Raw genomic sequence first — 21,148 nt, forward strand, 5'->3', positions numbered from 1 at the left:
CCGCGCCTGTTTCTGTCAATATGAATCTCAGACGATCGCTTCGTCGAAGTGCGGCGTCCCAAACCGTTTCAGGCTGCTAATGTGCGATTTCAAGGCAATCAGAAATGTTTTGTTTTCCAGGTAGGTCAGTCCGAATTCCTGCGCGGTCTGCCTCACAATCGGGGCCAGTCGCGGATAATGCACATGACACACTTTGGGAAACAAGTGATGTTCAATCTGGAAGTTGAGCCCGCCGATATACCAGCTGAGCCATTTGTTGCGCGGGGAAAAATTGACAGTCGTCTCTAACTGATGTATCGCCCAGTCTTTTTGTATAACGCCCGCACTGTCGGGTAATGGATGCTGCGTACCTTCTACGGAATGGGCAAGCTGAAAAATAACCGTTAAAACAAGTCCTGCCGCAAAGTGCATTAACAGAAAACCGGCAAGGATCTCCACAAAAGGGATTTGAAAAATCAGGATAGGGATCGCGAAGAAAATGGCGAAATAAATCAGCTTCATCAAAACCAAACCGGTGAACATATACCTGTTCTCAACGCTGCTCTGACGGTTTACGCCTGATTTGATGAAATGATAATACTGGATAAAATCCTTCAAAAGCACCCAGTAAAGTGTCACGATTCCGTAGAAAAAGAAGGCATATATCCATTGAAACCGGTGCACACGCCCCACTTTTTCGTGTGGGGAAAGCTTAACCACTCCCCGATCCTTAATGTCTTCATCCACGTTGGCGACATTGGTATATGTATGATGAAGGATGTTGTGCTGCAATTTCCAGTTCATCACCCCTGCCCCGGCCAGATTGATGGTGTAACCCAGCCATTTATTAACTGTGGGATTCTGTGAAAACGCGCCGTGGTTGGCATCGTGCATGACGCTCATGCCAATTCCCGACACACCTGCTCCCATGATCAGCCAGAGAATCAGGCTCACTGCGATTGGCGGTGTAAAAGCAACGAGAATCACGTAAGGCACAATGTACATGGAGATCAAAACAATGGTTTTAATGACCATTGTTTTATTGGCATAACGCGACTCGTGGTTTTCTGAAAAATACTGGTCAACCCTCCTTTTTAATGTAGAGAAGAAAAGGCTTTTTTCCGGCGGGGCGAATTTGATTTTTGCTTGATCCGTCATAACATTTGGGTTTTAACTCATTCCAAAATCCAGAGTTGAATCCTCGTTCCGGCAGAAGCCATTGAGACTATAAAACACTGAAATCCATTAATGTCTGATCAATCCTTATGGACGCGTGGGTGTCCTCTGGTTGTGTTTCATCTCCTGATTTTGATAATTGCCCGTTTTGCCCGTATGGTTTTTCATATTTTTGGGCGCCGATCCGCTTCCTTTTTTTACGGTGGTGTCCGTTTCGGTGAGATTTTTTCTGCGTGCCTCCAATGCCTCTTTGGAATGGGTCATGGACTTCGCATCTTCGTTTTCCGAGTAGCGTCCTACATCGTTGGCATTCTCATGCGAAGCCCCGCCAGGTCTTGTACTTCCTTCACCCTCCTCCGTTTTCTGGGCTTGCTGCCCATTGGAACCGGCGTTGTTGCCTTTCCCGGCCTGCGTGCCGCCTTGACTGCCCTGGCCTGATGGCCCGGCATCCTGGACCTGTGTGCCGGCCGTGTTGGACGGACTGTTTGGTCTCGGATTAGCGCTCGAAGTCGAACCCGACTGGGAGCCCGAAGTGGAGGAGCCCGAAGTGGAGCCGGACGTTGAACCCGAAGTGGAGCCGGACGTTGAACCCGACGTTGAGCCCGAAGTGTTAGAGCCGGACTTAGAGCCCGAAGTTTGTGTTTTCTGCGAATACGAGGTTGTCGCAACAGAGAACAATAATGCTGCGGCAAATATGAGTGACTTTTTCATAAACTATCTTTTAGATCTGAATACATTTAACTAATTGCTGCGCGCTTATCCAAAATTATGCCAGCAACGGTTCTATCTATTTCAAATCCGACATCAGGCGAATGACGCCACCCTGTCAGGGCCAGTTCAGATGTTTGTGTAAAAATTTAAATACTCCCTCGTTCCGGGACGCGTGTCCTCCATTAAAGTATTCAATCTCCGTTTTATCGCCCAGGTTCAGCTGGTCGTAGAGGTATTTTACTTTGGCATATTCGTAGGCGACCCATTCATCTGGCTGGACGAGATCGTCGTGGCCACGTTCCACCATAAATGGCCTCGGGGCGATGAGGTAAGCCATTTCGGCGTAACTGAATGTACTTCCCATATTGAAATAGGGCATCTCCCATTCAATGGTATTCATGAAGCTGTTATGCCAATTCGTATCCGTCACTTTACGGCTCCAGTCGCCAAAATCCCCCGAGCAGATTGACAAACAATATCCTTCCAAAATCGAGGGAATGCGCATCGCCATTTCGCCGCCGTAACTTTTTCCGTAGAATGCAATCCTGTTTTTATCTACATATGAAAGCGTGGGAAGCCAGTTGAGGATTTGCCTGTGCTGGGCAAGTACAAATGAAAACATTGTTTTTTGCAGCGTATTTGCTTTGCGGCTCAGCCACCGGTATCTGTCTTCACCATTGTAAATCCCATAGGGCACGAAAACCACGAATCCCTGCTCGGCGAGGCGCGCCCCGATGTCGTTATAGCTGGTATTACCTTCGATCACCGTGCTGGGAACGCCATTTCTACCATGTTGCAATACTACCACAGGCCGTTTTTCGGCCGGCTGAATGTCTTTCGGGATCAGCAAAACCCCTGCTGCCGACAACCCGTCGAATACGTTAAGCAATACCTCATAGCCTGTCCATTTCGAGTTGTCGTAGATCTTGCGGGTTTGGGGTGCCGGAGCTGTCAGTTTATCGTCAAATTCTCCGATGATCTCCTTTTGAAAAATGGTGCGGAACGGTTTTGTTTCTTCTACAAACGGCGCGACAGGATAATAGGGATGGTAGCTTTTGGTACTCCATACTCTGGCCCCGATCTCAGGTATGACCTTGTAAAGGAAAAAGTTGTTGCGCTCATAATCCGAAACTCTCAGCAGCCACTGAACGTGATCGTCTATTTCCTTCGCCTGACGGAATTGCCGGTCGGCCGGCTTGAATGATTTTCGTTTGTCTTTGGGAGTTTCAGGGGATATGGATTGCAGGTTGGCCAGTCCTATTTTTTCAGAAAAAGCCGCGAGCGCATCTTTCGACCCGAATGCAGTCGGCGTATTCCTGGCATCCACCACAAGCTGCCGGAACTGAAAACTGGATTTCGAAAGCTTATCAATTCGTTTGAATTCAGCAGATACACTTTCAAATTCCGGTGTTTTTAAATGGCCTTTATATGCCGAGTACTTAAATAAATTGGTCGTATCCGGTTTTTTCCCGTCCCATATTTCCGGGATACTGCTGTACTCGACAATAAATGGCCTCGGCGCGATCAGCGTGGACAGTTCGGCATCTCCGAATTCATTGAGCAAACCCCATACATTGCGGTAAATGGGCTCATTCCATGCCTGCTCACGCGATTGAAAATACCCGCTCACCAGCGTCACATCAATGCGCGGATCGAGCGCCGATGCATAAAAAGCGATCAGACCGCCTTCAAGATAACCGGCCACGCCAATCTTCCCATCTGCTCCATAAGTCTGTTCGAACCAATCCACCGCTGCCGAAACTTTCTGTACCTCAAAGCCAATGAGGTGTTTTCCCATGTGATACGATTGTCGGTAAAGCCACTCGCGTTTTGTCTGCTCTTGCGTCTCGCCGGGAAATACGGCAGACCTGTCTATGAGGACCGGTACCAGCACGCGAATGCCATTTTCAGCGAGGTGGCGGGCAAACTGAGAATGGGGGGCAATCCCGTCGGCAAGCCCGGCAAGCTGTTCCGGCGTCTGGTCTGCGTCGGGTATTGCGATGACACTCGCAATCGCTTTACTCTTAGGTTCCAGCAGCAAACCCTCGCCCGATATCCGATTTAAAACCGGCCAGCGCACCTGATAAATGCGGTATTTTGAAGTTTCAGCCACAAGGATGGAATCGCGGTCGTATGCAAACCGTTCCATAGCGACCTGAGGTTTCGAATCCGGCAACCCGAGATTGTAATTGACATTTTGAATCCCTTTTTCATCGATACCCAATGCTTTTCTGAGCCGTTTGCGATTGGGTTCCACAGACGCCTCGTAAGCGTCGCGGGAGGTGAAATTACGGTTCCAGAATTGCGCACGTGTCCGCGCACTTTCGGCGATTTTCTTTTCCACAAAACGGTGCGCCTGGTTGAGCAGCGTATATGAAAGCTCTTTATCATACGCCAGTGGACTGGTACCCGGCATCACCGTATCCGGCTTTGCTTTGGCAGGAGGAACCTGTTGCGGCAATGCGGCCCACGCATGGACGGTTGTCAGAAAAATGATTGTGGTAATGATGGTACGTCTCTTCATACTGGTAGGCATTTCGCCTGCTTATTTTTCAACTAATAATATAAAAACCTCCGGTAACAAAGAAATCATCCTCTCCGGCCGGTTTCCATTTAAAAAGAAAACCAGCCGGAGAATGATAAATCAAGGGTTAGGGAATCGTTTCAAGAGCAGGCTCATTCAATTCTGCACCGTCATAACCGAAGTTCTGATTGATCCGGCCCAGCGTATTGGCTGTGATCACACTTTGCGGAATCGGCCACAACATATGCTGCGGCAACAAAGTCGCCGTATTGCCAAAGATTTGAAAAAGAGGTGCTTTGTAAAAATGATTATACCGCATCACCCGGTCGTGGTACCAGTTTTTGCTGGTAATCCCCGAAAGGCTGTATCCGTCCCGTCCGAGCTTGGCCAGCGTGAAGGATACCCGGACCATTTCAGAGTGCCGCGGTTCTTCCATATAAAGTTCGCGGGCGCGTTCATCGAAAATGTAGTCGAGTGTAACGTCACTTGCCGCGATGAGCGGCGCTTTCGCCCGTTCTCTCACTTTGTTAATGTCTTCCGCGGCTAGCCCGGTCTGGCCTTTCCAGTAATAAGCCTCAGCCCTGAGCAGGTACGTTTCAGCCAGGCGGAAAATGTACCAGTCGCCTTGCCCGCCATGAGGCTGTACCCAATAGGGCGTTTTTGGTGTCGGCGCGTAGGTTTTGTAGTAAGGCCAGCTAAACCAGGTTTCGACGGTGTCCGCCTGTGCCGGCAGGTATTTTTTGCTCAATGGCTCTCCCAGGTTTGGCGAACCGTCCCTTACCGTCGCGATCTCGGCAGTAGCGGCTCCCATCTCGATCCAGTTGCTGTTCGATCTTCTCAAATCGGGCGTAGTATTCCATTTAAAATTCTTTTCAGCCCAAAGAGAATAAATAAAGTAGTTGTTTGTCCGGACTGCGGCATCGCCCGAGCCGAGTGAATCTCCCGAAACCGTATTCCAGTTGGTAGCGCGGTTTCCGGTTGCGTCCAGCACACGCCAGTAGGAAGGCCCGAAATGGCGCATCGAAAATGTTCCTCTTAAATCCCACCAGGTCGCAGGTGCCTGATCGGCCCTGTCTACCGTTGCGTAAATGGTTTCGCTGTTTTCCGCCAGGTTTTTATTCTGAACGCGGTGCAAGTCCCACATCAGGTTGTAGTACGCCCTGTTTTTATCTACCCCAAACCTTTGTTTCATTAATGTATACGGACCGTTGATCACCTCTGTGGCGGCTGAAATCGCACTGTCAAACTCACCGTTGGCCAGATAGATCTTCGTCAGCAGATGGTTCACCGCACCTTTGGTTACATTACCGAGCCTGGCTGGCGTGGCAGGCAGCCATTGGCGGGCAAATTCCAGGTCTTTCTGCAACTGGCCCAGGATCGCCCAGCGGGAAGTAGATTTATAATCCAGTTTTGCGTCAGTCAGTTCCTCCCCGATCCATGGAATGTCGCCATAGGAATTCACCAGCCGATAATACCAGTATGCCCTGAACCAGTAAGCTTCCGACAAAATCCGGTTTCTCACGGCCGGATCGGACCAGGTGATCGCGTCGATCCTGGAAATAATGGTATTTGCATTTTTGATATACACATAACTTCTGAGAAACAGATTTTGCAGTGCAGACCGGCTCCCCACCGTACTGGGGGTATTTTTGGTAAAATCGCACTGCTCGATCGAACAGGCCAGGTCGGTGTACATGAAATCCAGTGCCAGAAAATGCACAGCGCGGTCGCCGTGGTTGTCTGCATTCATTTCTTTCCGGCAATTCACAAGTCCCGATTCGAAACCTGCTTCGTCGACAAACACGTTTTCAGGCGCGTAGAAAGAAAGTGGCTCCGGTTTTAACCAATCCTGAGAGCATGAAGCGAGCAGCAATAGTGAAAAAACAATTATTGGCGAAAGTATATTTCTGTATTTCATATGGTATGTAGTTTCAATGTCTATTTTCATTCCATTCCTTGTCACCCTGAGCCCGGCATTGTCACCCTGAGCGCAGTCGAAGGGTAACCTTTACAGGGACAGACTTAGCCCCACGGTGTAATTGCGAGGCATCGGGTTCATGCCGGATTCGGGATCCCAGCCAGGCCATTTCGAGAATGTCGCCAGGTTTCTCACAGACCCAAAAACCTGCGCATTGTTCATTTTCAGCCTTTTAAGAATCTCACGCGGAATATCGTAGGAAAGTGAAACATCCTGGACCCGCACAAAAGACCGGGGCTTGTAAATCATAATCCCGCCACCGAAAGCTGCCAGATAAGGGTTAAGACGGGCATATTCGTTGTTGGGCCGGTCGGCGGTCCAGTATGGAACGGGGCCTACATTTCTGTTGAACCGGTCGTTTTGGTCCCAGCCACCATTCAATGCAGGGCTGTAAGCTCCCAAATGCCCCAGATCGGCGCGTACGAACACGGACGCGGTGAAGTGTTTGAGAAAACTGAAATCATTCCTCAGGCCCAGGCGATACCTTGGCGTGTCATAGCCAATGAATTTTTTATCCTGTAAATCCACATACTTTCCGTCGTTGTTGACATCCACCGCCCTGAAATCACCGGGTTGCATGTTATACTGCGCAGCTTCCTTGGACCCATCTGTTTGCCAGATTCCGACAACATCATAGTCCCATATCACGTCCAGCGGCTGGCCGGGAAACCATTGGTTGGAGAAGTCCGGGACCTCGCCGTTTCTCTGCTCACCGAGCAACGTGTATTTCCCGACATCGCCGAAAAGCTTTTTAACCTTATTTCTATTGAAAGAAAATACAAGATTAGAGCTCCATGTGAGGTTGGGAGTTTTCAGGTTTACGGTATTTAAGTTCATCTCGAGACCTCTGTTACCCAGCTCGCCCAGGTTGGCGGTCAGACTGTTGAAGCCCGTCACCTGCGGCAATATGCGGTTCATCAGCAGGTCGGTAGTACGGATATCATACGCGTCGACTGTCAGATCGATCCTGTTTTTGAGCAACGAAATATCGATCCCCCCATTCAAGGATGTGGTTCTCTCCCACCGTAAGCCTGCATTGGAAAGCGTGGAGTTAAATACGCCTACGCGGGTGGTGGTACCGTCATACCATAAAGTGGAATTGACCGTCGCGAGTGCAGAATAAATTCCGATGTTCCGGTTTCCATTCACCCCCCACGACAGCCTCATTTTAAGTCGGTCGATCAATGCGGATTTGAAGAAATCTTCATTTGAAATAATCCAGGCAGCGGCAACGGCCGGGAAAGTTGCGCGGGGATATTTGTTACCAAATGCCGAAAAACCATCACGTCTTACCGAGGCGGTCAACAGGTATTTACCCATCAGCGAGTAGTTGATCCGTGCCATGAGCGCATCGCCGGTACTTTTGCTGTCATTGTTAATAATGGCAGGATTTGAACCGAACTGCAATCCGTGATAGCCCAGCTCCTGGTTTGGGTTGAAATTCTGGTTGCTTTGCACCGTCGACCAGAACTGGTTCTTTTCCGCATTTGCCAGCAGCGTCACGTCCACCGTATGAATGCCAAATTCCTTTTTCCAGGTCAGTACATTATCGATCATCCAGTTCATACTGGACGATTCGCGCCTTTCACCGGATGGTGTTTCATTGGGAAAGCCACCCAGTTTCTCGCTGATCTGTTTGAAAGAATAGTATTTGGTACTAGCGTATTTTGGCTGAAAAGAGGTTTTGAATGTAATCCCAAAAGGCAAAAGCAACTCGGCATACATATTGGCAAACAAACTGTTTGTTTTGTTGAGCAGATCCGTGCGGTAATATTCCAGCAGGGGATTATCCGAGTGGCCATGAGGCAGTCTCTTCAGATTGCCTTTAGCATCATACATCTGACCGTATGGGCTGTTCACATAAAAGCTCATGCTGGCCGGCACCGAGCTTTCGTCCCGGTCGGAGAACTGGCTGCTCACGCCTACCTTCAACCAGTCAACTACTGTGAAATCGACATTCAGCCTCGAACTCACGGCGGAATACTGGTCTCCCACAAGAATACCTTCATTGTTGTTATAACCAACCGACCAGTAATAGCTCATTTTATCGGTCCCTCCGTTGATACTCAGGTCATAATCCTGCCGGAGGCCGTTTCTGAAAACCTCGTCATACATATCCATGGTTTTTCCGGCCAGGTAATTTTCCCGCTCCTCGGGAAACAACCGCATCCGCGACATCCATTCCTGTGTATTGTCTGCGAGCGGGTTTGTACTCAGCCCCCGCCATTTATCGACGGTCACACCTGCCGGAAGTTTGCCGGGATTTGTAAAAAAGTTGACATCCAGATTGGGTGAAATTTGCCTTAAATGATCTTCCCGGAACTGCAGATAAGCCTCCGGCCCAAGACCGCGGCGCTGATTATTCGATTGAGAGATCCCTACTTTGGTCGAAAAATTGATCGTTGGTTTTCCGACCTTACCACGCACGGTCGTAATGAGGATAACCCCCGATGCCGCACTTGAACCATAAACGGCGGCAGAACTTGCGTCTTTCAGGATGTCAATGGTCTGAATATCACTTGGATTGATCTCCCGGAGGCTTCCCCGGAAAACGGCGCCATCCAATACAATGAGCGGATCCGTTCCCGCCGATAGCGATTTCGGACCGCGTACTTCCATGGACGCGCCTCCCGCTGCCGTCGTTGCCTGATTCGTGTTGAGACCGGCCACAGTCCCGGAAAGCATTTCGGTCACCTGCGTCATCGACTGCGTCCTGAAATCCTCTGCCTTCACGCGAACAATGGAGCCTGTTAGATCACCTTTTCGCTGCACACCGTACCCCACTACCACCAGTTCATCCAGCGCTTTTTCGTCCGGTTTCAATGTCACTTCCACGTTGCTCCGTTTTCCAGGAGTAACTTCCTGCGTCGTGTAACCCACAAAGGAAAATACCAGAACTGCATTTTCATCGGCGAGTTCTATCTTGAAACCACCGTCCACGTCCGAGATGGTGCCACTCTGGGTACCTTTAATGCGGATCGTCACCCCGGGAAGTCCATTCTTCTTTTCATCTGTCACTTTCCCGGTTACCTGCTGGGCGGTGACGGGCTGAACTTCCATGGGCTGCCTGGGCGGTACCGCACTCGAGGGTTCACGTTTCACCGGCGGTACTTCTTTCCGGATCACGATATTCTTGTTAAATATTTTATAGGTTAATGGGAGCCCCTCGAACAACTGGTCCAGCGTTTCCTCGATCGAGCCGTTTTTTATGCTCACGGTAATGCGCTTTTCTGTCGGCAGCTCCAATTTATCATACAGAAACCTGTATTCGGTTTGTTTCTGGACCGCCTTCAAAACGGTTTCCAGAGAAACGTTTTGCCTGCTCAATGTAATTTTCTGGCTGTAACCGGTAGCCCAAACCTGCGTCAGGGCGAGGAAAATGAGTATGGTCAGCAGTTTCATTTTCAAAAAAAGGTTAGTGGGCTTGACACAATAATACCCTTTCCCGCATTGGGGTAGAAGATCTAATCGCATATATTTGTAAGGTTTGGGAATTAGCTAAAATTACTTTTTCGACAAAGGTTTTCGTTGCTGGCCCGAATTTTCAGGGGAAATGTTCGCAGCATTTTCCCTGTTTTTTTAAGACCAATGCGGTGTCATGGAGGTTTGGATTTCACTTTCATAGAGGTTTTGGATTTATAACGCATACCCATATACGATCAGTTGAGTATCCGGATTTTTCTGCCTTCGATCCGGTAATTCACGCCGGCGTACTGCAGCATCGTCATGAGTTCAGAGATGTTCAGGTTACGTTCCACCGTTCCGGTAAACTGTCTTTTCGGCACCGGCCCCTCATAGCTCACTTCGATATCGTACCAGCGGGCAGCCTGTCGCATCACTTCTTCAATCCCGGCGTACTGAAAATGAAACAGCCCGTCTTTCCAGGCAATGGCTTCTTCGATATCCACCTGCGCGACGCTCATCACTCCTTCTTTGGCAATGCTCGCCTGCTCTCCGGGCTTCAACTTACTTTGCTGCTCACCCGAGGTCACGATCAGCGATCCTTCTTCCAGTGTGGTTTGGGCGGTGCGCTCGTCGTCGTAATTCATCACATTAAAACTGGTACCCAACACTTCTATCTCATTGGTTCCGAAATTCACCCTGAAAGGCCGTGACTTGTCTTTCCGTACCTGAAAGTAAACTTCCCCCGTCACTTCTATCCTGCGTTCGCTGGCTGCAAATGCAATCGGAAAACGAATTGAGGAAGAAGCATTTAGCCACGCTTTGGTACCATCCGGCAGTGTGATCTGGTACTGCCCGCCTCTCGGCGTGGAAATCATGTTCATTTGTGGTTGGCTGCTCGAAGATTTACCCAATTGGTTATAGACCAGTTCGCCGTCATTTGCTTTGGAGATCTCCGCCGCGCCCTGCTTTATTACCGCACCTTTGGCCGTGCTGTCGAGCGAAATGACCGATCCGTCTGCCAGCGTCAGGGTCGCCCGGTTCCCTCCGGGCTTGATATCCGGTTGCACCGCAACGTGTTCTCTGCCACTATTTTTTAACTCATTCCATTTCCAAGAACCTCCTAAACAGCACAGTATAACCACTGCCGCCGCCCAGTAACGCACCCGGAATGCGCTGGTTTGAGACGCAGGATGAATAATTTCCCTGCCTGTCGCGTCCTGGTACTGCCCGCTTTCCGGAAGGATATTACTCAGCATTCGCTCACGTACTTCATGAGAAAATACTGGTTTTTCGACTTCCAGATCTTCCCAGACTTCTTTGAGCAACGCAGACAATTCCGCATCATCATCCGCTTTTCGAATGAGGTCCGTCATTTCTTTTATTTCGTGTTCCGTCGCAGTCCCATTATAGTATTTATGGAAAAGCAGCGATAATCGGTTCCTGGGGACGCTCATGCGTTTTATAATGAGTGAAATGCCTTTTTATATAAGACAGCAAATTCGTCGGAAAAGGGGCTATCGGTGCAGGAGTTTTTTTATTTTTTATTGAAAAAAAATCAGAAGAAGCGCAATGAAGCCTTTGCGAACATAGGTTGCGACCGACTCCGTGGCGATCTGGAGATACTTTTTTACTGTTTCACGCGACAAATTGAGGCGGGAAGCGATCTCATGGTATTTCAGGCGTTCATGACGGCTGAGAAGGTAAACCTTCTGCTGCTGGGGCGGCAACAGATCGATGGCCTCGTCGATAAGGGTATAATAATCAGCTTCGTGTTCCTGATCGTACACCGATATGTTCTCCACAGCCACCCAGTCCGGCTCCTGCTCGCTCAGTAAAATTCCAACTGTTTTTTTGAGATAATTGATCGCGTAATTCCTGGATAGTATAAACAGGTAGGCCCTGAAATCGCGCACTTCCGCCAGCTCTTCCCGCTTCATCCAGACTTTAAGAAAAACATCCTGGACGATTTCCTCGGTCAGTTCCTGGGACCTGGTAATGCGCAGAATATGCTTTCCAAGCAGATCACTGTAGTTATGAAAAATGGCACGGAAAGCTCTCTCATCACCTCTGGCGAGGCCATATAACAATTCTTGTTCACCGTGTAGCGGCAAATGTCTCATGAAATTAATTGTCAAGGAGCACTGTGTGTGCAACATAACACAACTTCACTACATAAACAAATTAATAGCAAGGATCGCTACCGGCAACATTAAGCAATCATTACTTTAATGCCTCTTTCCTCCAGACTCCGCACCATGTCTTTCGGAATTTTATTGTCGGTCACCACATATTGTACCTGGTCGATGTCGCAGATCTTGCCAATCCCCCTTTTGCCAAACTTGGTATGGTCCGCCAGCACGGCCACCGATTGTGCCGTTTTTATCATTTTCTGATTGAGCCCGGCCTCGGTCAAATTGCTGATGGAAAACCCGAAATCCAGGTCGATACCATCCACACCGATAAACAAAACGGCGCAGGAAATGTTTTCAAGAATGTACTCCGCGTACGACCCCGCGACTGACGAAGAATTTGGCCGGATCAGCCCGCCCAGCTGCAATACTTCCACATTTTTCCGGTTGCTCAGTTCCAGTGTCACCCGTACCGCGGGGGTGATTACGGTGATGGTTTTTTCGGGACTTAGACAACGGGCCAGCTCGTAAACCGTCGTTCCCGACCCGATCATGATCGAATCGTTCTGTCCGATCAGGTCTAATGCGGATTTTGCAATGCGTTGCTTTTCATCCGCATTGATAAACTCTTTTTCATTAATGGGCCGCTCGATGGCATATGGGTTGTTGATCGATCCGCCCCCGTGCGTCCGGAAAAGCAGATTTTTATCTTCCAGGATTTTCAGGTCCTTTCTGATCGTCACGCCGGATACCTGCATCAGGTCCGACAGTTCCGGAATGCTGACGCTGCCGTTTTTTTTCAGTTCCTGCAGGATGAGCTGGTGTCTTTCAGTAATGTTCTTCATAAAAAATACGGTGCCGTAATATCAGAACAAAGTAAGTAAAATCTCCGACATGAAGCTTTCAAAATATTATAACGGAAATTTAATTTTCTTTAATAAGCTTTATTTTACTTTCTTTTTTTACATTTGAATCGGTTAAATGATGATGATTATTCATATTGTACCAAACTTCAACTTCATACCCGATTATTCCTGAACCCCTTAATTTCTTAAAATGACTTCCTCTTTAGCAAAAGCAGGTATGCCGCAAAACCTGGCCTGGGGCTACCTGGGTATCCTCATCTTCATGATGGGAGACGGCGTGGAACAAGGCTGGCTCAGCCCCTACCTGCTCGAACACGGCATGAGCATTCAGCAATCCGCTTCACTTTTCACCGTTTACGGTGTTACCATCGCCATTTCCTCGTGGTTTTCGGGCGTACTTGCCGAAGGTTACGGGCCCAGAAAGGCAATGATGATCGGTATTGTGCTTTACATCATCGGCACCATCGGTTTTGTCGGGATCGGAATGCAAAACCTGAATTTCCCGGTCATGCTGCTCACCTATGCGATCCGCGGATTTGGTTATCCTCTTTTTGCTTATTCGTTTCTTGTCTGGATCACGTACCGTACGCCGCAAAATCAGCTGGGCCGCGCGGTAGGCTGGTTTTGGTTTGTGTTTACAGGCGGGCTCAACGTACTCGGGGCCTACTATTCGAGTTGGGCGATCGACCACATTGGTTACCAGAATACTTTATGGAGCTCGATCTTCTGGGTATCCATCGGCGCATTTTTTGCTTTGGTACTCAATAAAGACCAGTTCCGCTCTGTCGCTAACGCCACCGGAAACACCACTACCAAGGCCCGTGAACTGCTCAAAGGTCTGACGATTGTGAAGGAAGAGCCCAAAGTGCTGATCGGCGGCATTGTGCGGATCATCAATACGACTGCGCAGTTTGCATTCCCGGTATTTCTGCCCATTTACCTGGCCGGACACGGATTTTCCACCAAAGAATGGCTGCAGATATGGGGTACCATTTTTACTAGTAACATCATTTTCAACCTCATGTTCGGCTTCGTTGGCGACCGGCTCGGCTGGCGTAACACCATTATGTGGTTCGGGGGAGTCGGCTGTGGACTGACTACGCTTTTATTCTATTACTCCCCGGTTTGGTTTGACGGAAGCTACTGGCTGGTGATGCTTTGCGGTGTACTTTGGGGTGGCTTGCTGGCGGGTTATGTGCCATTATCTGCATTGGTACCCTCTTTGGTAAAAGAAGAAAAAGGCGCCGCCATGGCCATTTTAAACTTGGGCGCCGGTTTACCCGTTTTCATCGGCCCCGCCATCGTCGGCGTCTTCATCGGCTCGATAGGCAGCGAAGGCGTAGTGTGGATACTTTCGATACTTTATTTCATCAGTGCGATTTTGACGAAGTTTATTACTTTGAAGGAAGATGAAAAGGCTGTTAGCTATTAGCCATTAGCTATTAGCCGTAAGCTAATAGCTATTAGCCGTAAGCTATTAGCTATTAGCTGTTAGCCATTAGCTGTTGGCTTTTGAGCATTAGCCATTGAATGAGAATATCAAAAAAGCAATTCAAAATTTAATACATGCCTTAAAAAACAAAAGAGCTAAAAGCTAACAGCTAATAGCTAATAGCCAACCAACCCATGAAAATCCTAATCACCGCTCCATACCATCAAAAAGCCCTCGACGCACTGCAAGTGCAGTTTGGGGAAGTAATTTACAAGCCCTGGAAATTGCAGGAACGGGCTTATAATCAGGAAGAATTGATTAACCTGCTAAAAGAATCTCAGGCCGAAGCGTTGATCACCGAACACGATGAAGTGACTTCCGAAGTGATCGAGGCTTACCCGCATTTACAATTTATCGGGGTTTGTCGCGGCACACCTTCGAATGTCGCGATTGCTACCGCCACCGAAAAGGGGATTCCGGTATTCAATACTCCTGCACGTAATGCGCAGGCTGTTGCCGAGATGTTTATCGCTAACCTGGTGAACCTCCTGCGGAATACACTACCTGCTGTACAATGGCTGGAAAGCGAAAACTGGGAAGCCGGTGCGCATACTTCTTATTTGCAGTTTAAAGGAAATGAGATTGCCGGCAAAACCATTGGTATGGTGGGTTTCGGGGCTGTGGGCCAGACGATTGCAAATTTGGTTAGACATTTCCCTGCGTCCATTCAATACTACGATCCGTTTTATACCACCAACGACGCGGGTTACAAGAAAGTGGAATTAGAGGAATTGTTTAAAACCAGTGACGTCGTTTCCATTCATTTACCGGTCAATAAAGAAACGGAACGGATGATCGGGAAAGATCTGATCTCATTAATGAAGCCAGATGCGATCTTCGTCAATACTGCCCGCGCCGTGGTTGTGGAACGGGAATCGCTTTTGTACGCCATTGAAAATAACCTGATCCGCGGTGCCATCCTGGATGTTTTTGACCATGAGCCGCCGGATGAAATTGATTATAAACTGATCCGCCATCCGCACGTACTCGCCACCCCGCACATTGCCGGAGCAACCTTCGAGGTAGAAGATCATCATGCCGACATTATGAACAACAACCTGCACAACTTTTATGTCAAAGGAGACAAGTCGATCCGGCAACTTGTGAATAAGGAAGCACTCAATATCAAATCTCACTAATCCGTAACCAGAACATGACATCAGAAAATACTTACCTGATCGTGGATGTCGGGACGGGCAATGTGCGTGTGGCAATTGCTGCCTGTGATGGGCGCATAATAGGCGTGGAAAGTGAAGACGCCAGGTATGAAAAGGACGAGCATTATCCTGAATCCATTTACTTCTCGCCAGATGCATTGTGGCAGCAAATCATCGGTCTGACCAAAAAATTGCTGAACACAGCAGGAGAAATCACGATCGCCGCAGTTACGGCAACAAGCCAGCGGGAAGGAATTGTAGTTGTGGACAAATCGGGTAATTCAATTATCGGAATGCCGAATATCGACCATCGCGGCCGGGAATGGGAAGATATTATTTTGGATAAAAATGAAATGTACAGGCTCACGGGCCGCTACCCTACTTCTTTGTTTTCGGCATTAAAACTGGTGGGGTTACGGAACAAACGGCCTGCACTCTGGCAGGATATCGAAACCTTCCTGAGCATCAGCGACTGGGTTCAGTACAAATTCAGCGGGGTGGCCGGTTACGAGCATTCCCAGGCTTGCGAGACGCTTTTATATGATGTAGAAAAAGGAAACTGGTCGGAATTTCTTTGCAGTACATTCGACCTGGATTATGCTTTATTTCCTCCATTGCATTCATGCGGGGCAATACTTGGTAAAATTTTACCGGAAGTGGCCAGTGAATTTGGCATTTCCGAGGAGGCACAAATCATCGTCGGGGGTTCCGATACGCAGCTCGCCATTATGAGCATGTGCCCGTCGGTGCAGGATATCGTGGTCGTTTCGGGTACAACCACACCTGTTATAAAAATCTCGGGTCAGTACATTTTAGACGAATCAGAAAGAACCTGGACGAGCCGCCACACGGATGAAAAAAGCTTTTTACTGGAAGCCAATGCAGGGGTTACCGGACTGAATTACCAGCGGTTAAAAGAAGTTTTCTATCCCAATGAAGGCTACGAAATCATCGAACAAGAAGTATCCGCCATTACCGATGTGCAATGCGTTGCGGCGCTGGGATCGCTGCTGGCAGACGAAAAGTCGCCGTTGGTCCGGGGAGGTTTTTTATTCAACACTCCGGTTTCTCATCAATTGAAACGAGGGCATTTTGTATTTGCTACCCTGTGGGACATTGCGTGCAGCATTTTCGAAAATTACAAGAGTTTGTGTGATGTCACGCCGCACGAAGAAGACCACATCTGGGTTTGCGGCGGGGGCATTCAAAGCCGCGTTTTAAGGCAGTTTCTGGCAAATCTTTTGAATAAAAAAGTCATGATCCGGGACAATTACCGCCAGGCTTCCGTGGTCGGCGGCGTATTCGTCTGCAACCAGGCATTAGGTGTCGAGAATGCGGTTCCCGGCGTGCTGGAAGTGGTTTATCCCGAAACATCAGGCCAGCATGAGCTCTGGTATCAGCAATGGAAACAGGTGCGGGCCACGTTCAAATCGGCACTTTGATGGATGCATATTTTATAGGTATTGATGTGGGCACCCAGGGTGTCAGGGTTTTGCTGACCGATGAGAAAGGTCGCGCAAAAGCCAGTGCGGAAAAGGTATTTCCACTCACCGCAAAATCCCGTGAGGAACAGTCGCCGCAACATTGGTGGCAAGCCTGTGAATTGTGTTTACAGGAAATGATGGATGCTGTAAAGGCAGAACTGGATACGGATCTGATCCGCGCCGTTTCGGTAACTTCCACTTCGGGAACGGTGATTCCATTGGATGAAAACAACGATCCCATTCACAATGCGCTGATGTACAGTGATCCACGATCGGCGGATGAAGGAAAACTTTGCAGAGAAATTGCCGAAAAATTTCATCCGCACGGATATACCGGTTTCAATGCGTCGAGCGGCTTGTCCAAAATGGTCTGGTTTGTAAATCACTTCCCTGAAAAAGCCAGCCGGATCAGAACCTGGATACACGCCACTGATTTTATCATAGGAAAATTGTGCGGGAATTTCGGGATAACCGATTTTACCAATGCATTAAAGTCAGGTTTTGATGTAAATGAGGCACGCTGGCCAGCTTACATTCATGAGCAACTGCCATTAAAAAAAGAGTGGCTGCAACAAGTTGTTCCATCGGGTACAGTAATTGGTAACATCATGCCTTCCCTCACTGGAAAGCTGGGCCTTCCGGAAATACAGGTGGTTGCCGGAATGACCGATGGATGCGCCTCGCAAGTGGCGTCGGGCGCGGTTTCTCCCGGGGACTGGAATACCACCATCGGTACTACTATGGTCGTAAAAGGAGTCACCACCCGCGAGATTAAAGATCCCCGCGGCAGGCTTTACAGTCACCGGCACCCGCAAGGATACTGGATGCCGGGCGGCGCGAGCAACACCGGAGCAGATTGGATCACAAACCGTTTTAAAGATCGTCTGGCGGAACTTAATGAGGCTGCCGCCAAACTGGTCCCGACCCCATTTACAGCCTACCCGCTGCTGCAAGCCGGAGAACGGTTCCCTTTTATCTCGGCAGAAGCCCGCGGTTTTGCGCCCGACGGACTTTCCGACGAGGAATTATTCACTGCAAACATGGAAGGTGTCGCGTACCTGGAACGTTATGCGTATGAGCTGATCGAAAACCTTTCGGGTGAGAAGGTGAATGCCGTGTTCACAGCGGGCGGTGGAAGCAACAGCGATACCTGGCTCACGATCCGTGCCAATGTGCTCAATCTCCCTATTTACAAGTGCGGGCAGGTGACCGGCGCAGCCGGTGCGGCGGTTGTTGCTGCCTCGGAGACGTATTACCAGACGCTGACGGACGCTGCGAAAGCGATGACGCACATCGAGAAAAAGGTGGTTCCGACGGAGCAACTGGCAGACAAATATAAACTTGGTTATCAGAGATTTATTCAGGAATTAGGCGAAAGGAATTACATTGAACAATCCGTTTCACCGCAATAGAAATTAACATGCTTACAGTGTATTTGCTCCGTCACGGAGAAACTTTTTACAATGCCGACGGCAACCGTTACTGCGGCGCGACGGATGTTGGACTGACGGAAAAAGGAATCCGGCAGGCGCATTCGGCAGCTGCTTTATTGAAGGATTTGTCATTTGACGCCATTTACGCTTCCCCATTACAAAGGGCGCATATTACCGCCAAAATAGCGTCGGGAACCGATTCTGTAATCACTGACGACAGGCTGACCGAGGCAAGTTTCGGAAGTTGGGAAGGCAAAACCAGAGCGGAATTTGTATCCGAGGATCCCGGACTGTGGAACAGCTGGGCGGCAGCGCCCGATCATACGCGGGCAGGAGGCACCGGCGATACGGCGATGGAAGTGGTGGAACGCGTCGATGATTTTTTTAACCAAAAACAAAAAGAACATCCGGACGGTACGATCCTCGTGGTAGCCCACAATGCTGTGAACCGTTTTTACATGGCGTGGAAACTGGGAATGCCATTGAAAAACTACCGGCAGCTGGTGCAGGAAAATTCTGCGATTACGCTGTTTCAGCTGGATGAAAATGCGGAATTCAGTTTATTAAAGCTTAATGCAGGTTAATTCAAAAAAGACAATTTCGACATGAAAAAAATAAATCTCTTTGCAGGCATTCTCTTCGTACTATCCGGCGCTGCCGGCTCTGTGAATGCTCAAAATGGCATGAATGTGCTGAAACTGAAATCGGCCAAAGACATGCTTGCGGTTTTTAAGTTTACCGGAAACGACAGGCTGCTGATCGCCGGGCACCGTGGCGGAATGGTGAAAGGCTTCCCCGAAAATTCCATCGCGACCTTCGAGAATACATTAAAACATACTCCCGCGTTTTTCGAAATAGATCCCCGGTTGACCAAAGACAGTGTGATGGTACTCATGCACGACGCCACCCTCGACCGCACCACCACCGGCAAAGGAAAACTCTCGGACTACACCTATGCCGAACTTAAAAATTTCCGGTTGAAAGATGCCGAAGGTAATGTGACAGACTTCTCCATTCCTACCCTTGCCGAAGTAATTGAATGGGCCCGGGGTAAAACCATCCTCAATCTCGACCACAAAGACGTCCCGCTGAAAATGACCGCGGCGCTCATACGCAGGCATCGTGCCGAAGCTTTTGTGATGAAAACCGTTCATAGCCCGGAAGAGGCGCTTTTTTATCTGAAAGAAAACAAGAATAGTATGTTTTCTGCTTTTATTAAAAATAAACAAGAGTTCCACTCATACGAAAAAGCAGGCGTTCCATTTACGCAGCTCATTGCCTACATCGGCCCGCACGTGAAACCGGATAATCAGGAGTTATATACTCTGCTGAACAAAAAAGGGGCGATGTGCATGATATCCTCTGCATCTTCTTATGACAAATTAAAAACCGCCGAAGAAAGAAAAGCAGCTTACAAGTCGATAGCGAAAGATGGGGCTTCCATCATCGAATCTGATTATCCGATCGAACTTGCGGAAGCGGTGGATGAATTCATAAAAAAAGACACCCCCAAGCAACGTTTTTTCGGTAAAAAATGAGGGGCTTATTCAACTAACCAACATAAAACCGGATCATGAAGACTGCCAGGACACTCCTGAAAGTAGCCTTCGGTATTGTGAGAGAGCCAACCGGTTTGCGATAAGTTCTTGTCCGGCAAGAAGCGCTATTTCAGATTCCTGATGCAGTACCCGGCTGTATTTACTCGTAAAATCCGTGTCCCAGAGTCCGGAATGGTGCCAGATGTGCAGGTGGTCCCAGTCGGGCCTGTCGATGATCGGGTATAAACATACTCCCAGCAATGGCACCCCGCGGTCGATCACATCGGCACATTGGATGGCGATCATTTGTATCCACAATGGCCTGTCTTCTTTTGGGTGACTGGTTTCAGATAGGATAATGGGTTTGCCATAGCGGAGATACCCGTCTTCCAGCAGGTCGGCGAGCGGGGCCCAGCGCGGATCGGGTACCGGATCGTTCCACCCCAAAAATTCAAATCCGCCGGTGATCCATTGATTGTTATAATAGTAGTTGAACCCGATCACGTCGATCAGATCATCACTTCCACCCAGCTCCGGACAGATCCGCCCGCAAAGCATATCCACCGACTGAAACTGCAGCTCATTTTCAGCTGCCGCCGCAAGAAAATCATCCGCTGTTGGATTGGATACCGGCACCATGTTTACAAGCGGCTCGGTAGTTACGATCCTGACAAGGCTGCTGACCTCCTTCATCGCTCTTGCCCCGGCGATGTATGCCCGCATTAATGCATACTTCAGCTCCCAACCGTTTCTGGTACAATAAGGCACGGTCGCGCCCGCCTCGCCGCCCAGCCAGGAAATGAAGCTCACTTCATTAATGGGCGTTACATGTAATGGTTTATCGGGATAATGTTCCAGATAAAACTCGACAAAAGCTTTACATAAACTCACAAACCGGGACGTAAAATGCGGGTGAAAAGGTGTCAGATCATCGGGATAGCCGAAATGACAAATATCCCAGATCTGCTGCACATCATACTCATCGGCCGCACGCATCATATCCAGCGCGACACTGAAATTGTATTGGTAGGGCCTGAATTCCACAACGCTCCACCTCAATCCTTCACGTACCGTTTTAATCCCCACCGAACAGATCCGCGCATAATCCTCGCGGACCAGGTCGAGGTGGCCGGTCATTTCAAGCAGGTCTACCCGGTTACCACTTGCATTCAGCTGATCGGTGCATTCAAAACCAGCCATCCAGAATGTGTTAAAAGGATTTTCGTACGATTTTGTAAAAGTCGTCAGTACCGGGATTTCTTGCATTTATTTTATG

15 protein-coding genes are annotated in these 21,148 nt (G+C 49.0%); 6 read left to right on the forward strand and 9 right to left on the reverse strand.

The features are described from left to right. Window positions 1-27: 27 nt before the first annotated feature. The 8 genes from LZG72_RS26215 to LZG72_RS26250 all read right to left on the reverse strand — a co-directional run bounded on the left by LZG72_RS26215 (window position 28) and on the right by LZG72_RS26250 (window position 12,747). Window positions 28-1,137, reverse strand: coding sequence for an acyl-CoA desaturase (locus LZG72_RS26215; RefSeq protein ID WP_233878113.1), 1,110 nt, complete (start codon window positions 1,135-1,137; stop codon window positions 28-30). 105 nt (window positions 1,138-1,242) lie between these two features. Next, window positions 1,243-1,866 carry a hypothetical protein gene (locus tag LZG72_RS26220; protein WP_233878114.1) on the reverse strand — a complete coding sequence of 208 codons (624 nt, stop codon included), beginning with the start codon at window positions 1,864-1,866 and terminating at the stop codon, window positions 1,243-1,245. Window positions 1,867-1,981: 115 nt separating this feature from the next. Then, on the reverse strand, window positions 1,982-4,390 hold the full coding sequence (locus LZG72_RS26225; RefSeq protein WP_233878115.1) for a dienelactone hydrolase family protein: 2,409 nt from the start codon (window positions 4,388-4,390) through the stop codon (window positions 1,982-1,984). A gap of 127 nt (window positions 4,391-4,517) precedes the next feature. Beyond that, complete coding sequence (locus LZG72_RS26230) at window positions 4,518-6,308, reverse strand: RagB/SusD family nutrient uptake outer membrane protein (RefSeq protein ID WP_233878116.1); 1,791 nt, start codon at window positions 6,306-6,308, stop codon at window positions 4,518-4,520. A gap of 90 nt (window positions 6,309-6,398) precedes the next feature. Then, complete coding sequence (locus LZG72_RS26235; RefSeq protein WP_233878117.1) at window positions 6,399-9,770, reverse strand: TonB-dependent receptor; 3,372 nt, start codon at window positions 9,768-9,770, stop codon at window positions 6,399-6,401. A 257-nt stretch (window positions 9,771-10,027) separates the two neighbouring features. Then, window positions 10,028-11,227, reverse strand: coding sequence for a FecR family protein (locus tag LZG72_RS26240; RefSeq protein WP_233878118.1), 1,200 nt, complete (start codon window positions 11,225-11,227; stop codon window positions 10,028-10,030). Window positions 11,228-11,314: 87 nt separating this feature from the next. Then, the gene (locus LZG72_RS26245; RefSeq protein WP_233878119.1) at window positions 11,315-11,893 is read right to left on the reverse strand and encodes an RNA polymerase sigma factor; all 579 of its coding nucleotides are present in this window, start codon (window positions 11,891-11,893) and stop codon (window positions 11,315-11,317) included. An 89-nt stretch (window positions 11,894-11,982) separates the two neighbouring features. Next, a complete protein-coding gene (locus LZG72_RS26250; protein WP_233878120.1) occupies window positions 11,983-12,747 on the reverse strand; it encodes a DeoR/GlpR family DNA-binding transcription regulator in 765 nt (254 codons plus the stop codon). 211 nt (window positions 12,748-12,958) lie between these two features. Between LZG72_RS26250 and LZG72_RS26255 the strand changes: the two genes are divergently transcribed. The 6 genes from LZG72_RS26255 (at window position 12,959) to LZG72_RS26280 (ending at window position 19,872) form a co-directional block, all read left to right on the forward strand. Then, entirely contained in the window at window positions 12,959-14,200 is a 1,242-nt protein-coding gene (locus LZG72_RS26255; RefSeq protein WP_233878121.1) for an MFS transporter, read from the forward strand. 194 nt (window positions 14,201-14,394) lie between these two features. Beyond that, complete coding sequence (locus LZG72_RS26260; RefSeq protein WP_233878122.1) at window positions 14,395-15,399, forward strand: 2-hydroxyacid dehydrogenase; 1,005 nt, start codon at window positions 14,395-14,397, stop codon at window positions 15,397-15,399. A gap of 14 nt (window positions 15,400-15,413) precedes the next feature. Then, window positions 15,414-16,859, forward strand: coding sequence for an FGGY-family carbohydrate kinase (locus tag LZG72_RS26265; RefSeq protein ID WP_233878123.1), 1,446 nt, complete (start codon window positions 15,414-15,416; stop codon window positions 16,857-16,859). Continuing rightward, window positions 16,859-18,313: an FGGY-family carbohydrate kinase gene (locus tag LZG72_RS26270; protein WP_233878124.1), complete on the forward strand. Its 1,455-nt coding sequence runs from the start codon at window positions 16,859-16,861 to the stop codon at window positions 18,311-18,313. The genes LZG72_RS26265 and LZG72_RS26270 overlap by 1 nt, the downstream gene beginning before the upstream one ends. Window positions 18,314-18,321: 8 nt before the next feature. Continuing rightward, a complete protein-coding gene (locus LZG72_RS26275; protein ID WP_233878125.1) occupies window positions 18,322-18,918 on the forward strand; it encodes a histidine phosphatase family protein in 597 nt (198 codons plus the stop codon). Between the two features lie 21 nt (window positions 18,919-18,939). Beyond that, window positions 18,940-19,872: a glycerophosphodiester phosphodiesterase family protein gene (locus LZG72_RS26280; protein WP_233878126.1), complete on the forward strand. Its 933-nt coding sequence runs from the start codon at window positions 18,940-18,942 to the stop codon at window positions 19,870-19,872. A gap of 33 nt (window positions 19,873-19,905) precedes the next feature. Here the strand turns inward: LZG72_RS26280 and LZG72_RS26285 are convergent, their stop codons facing one another. Then, on the reverse strand, window positions 19,906-21,138 hold the full coding sequence (locus LZG72_RS26285; protein WP_233878127.1) for an amine oxidase: 1,233 nt from the start codon (window positions 21,136-21,138) through the stop codon (window positions 19,906-19,908). Window positions 21,139-21,148: the final 10 nt, after the last annotated feature.

The sequence above is a fragment of the Dyadobacter sp. CY323 genome, from assembly GCF_021390245.1.
Lineage (GTDB): Bacteria > Bacteroidota > Bacteroidia > Cytophagales > Spirosomataceae > Dyadobacter.

Excerpts from the sequence above, each read along its gene's own strand:
- LZG72_RS26215 (WP_233878113.1), bottom strand. The coding sequence starts at position 1,137 with ATGACGGATCAAGCAAAAATCAAATTCGCCCCGCCGGAAAAAAGCCTT.
- LZG72_RS26220 (WP_233878114.1), bottom strand. The coding sequence starts at position 1,866 with ATGAAAAAGTCACTCATATTTGCCGCAGCATTATTGTTCTCTGTTGCG.
- LZG72_RS26225 (WP_233878115.1), bottom strand. The coding sequence starts at position 4,390 with ATGAAGAGACGTACCATCATTACCACAATCATTTTTCTGACAACCGTC.
- LZG72_RS26230 (WP_233878116.1), bottom strand. The coding sequence starts at position 6,308 with ATGAAATACAGAAATATACTTTCGCCAATAATTGTTTTTTCACTATTG.
- LZG72_RS26235 (WP_233878117.1), bottom strand. The coding sequence starts at position 9,770 with ATGAAACTGCTGACCATACTCATTTTCCTCGCCCTGACGCAGGTTTGG.
- LZG72_RS26240 (WP_233878118.1), bottom strand. The coding sequence starts at position 11,227 with ATGAGCGTCCCCAGGAACCGATTATCGCTGCTTTTCCATAAATACTAT.
- LZG72_RS26245 (WP_233878119.1), bottom strand. The coding sequence starts at position 11,893 with ATGAGACATTTGCCGCTACACGGTGAACAAGAATTGTTATATGGCCTC.
- LZG72_RS26250 (WP_233878120.1), bottom strand. The coding sequence starts at position 12,747 with ATGAAGAACATTACTGAAAGACACCAGCTCATCCTGCAGGAACTGAAA.
- LZG72_RS26255 (WP_233878121.1), top strand. The coding sequence starts at position 12,959 with ATGACTTCCTCTTTAGCAAAAGCAGGTATGCCGCAAAACCTGGCCTGG.
- LZG72_RS26260 (WP_233878122.1), top strand. The coding sequence starts at position 14,395 with ATGAAAATCCTAATCACCGCTCCATACCATCAAAAAGCCCTCGACGCA.
- LZG72_RS26265 (WP_233878123.1), top strand. The coding sequence starts at position 15,414 with ATGACATCAGAAAATACTTACCTGATCGTGGATGTCGGGACGGGCAAT.
- LZG72_RS26270 (WP_233878124.1), top strand. The coding sequence starts at position 16,859 with ATGGATGCATATTTTATAGGTATTGATGTGGGCACCCAGGGTGTCAGG.
- LZG72_RS26275 (WP_233878125.1), top strand. The coding sequence starts at position 18,322 with ATGCTTACAGTGTATTTGCTCCGTCACGGAGAAACTTTTTACAATGCC.
- LZG72_RS26280 (WP_233878126.1), top strand. The coding sequence starts at position 18,940 with ATGAAAAAAATAAATCTCTTTGCAGGCATTCTCTTCGTACTATCCGGC.
- LZG72_RS26285 (WP_233878127.1), bottom strand. The coding sequence starts at position 21,138 with ATGCAAGAAATCCCGGTACTGACGACTTTTACAAAATCGTACGAAAAT.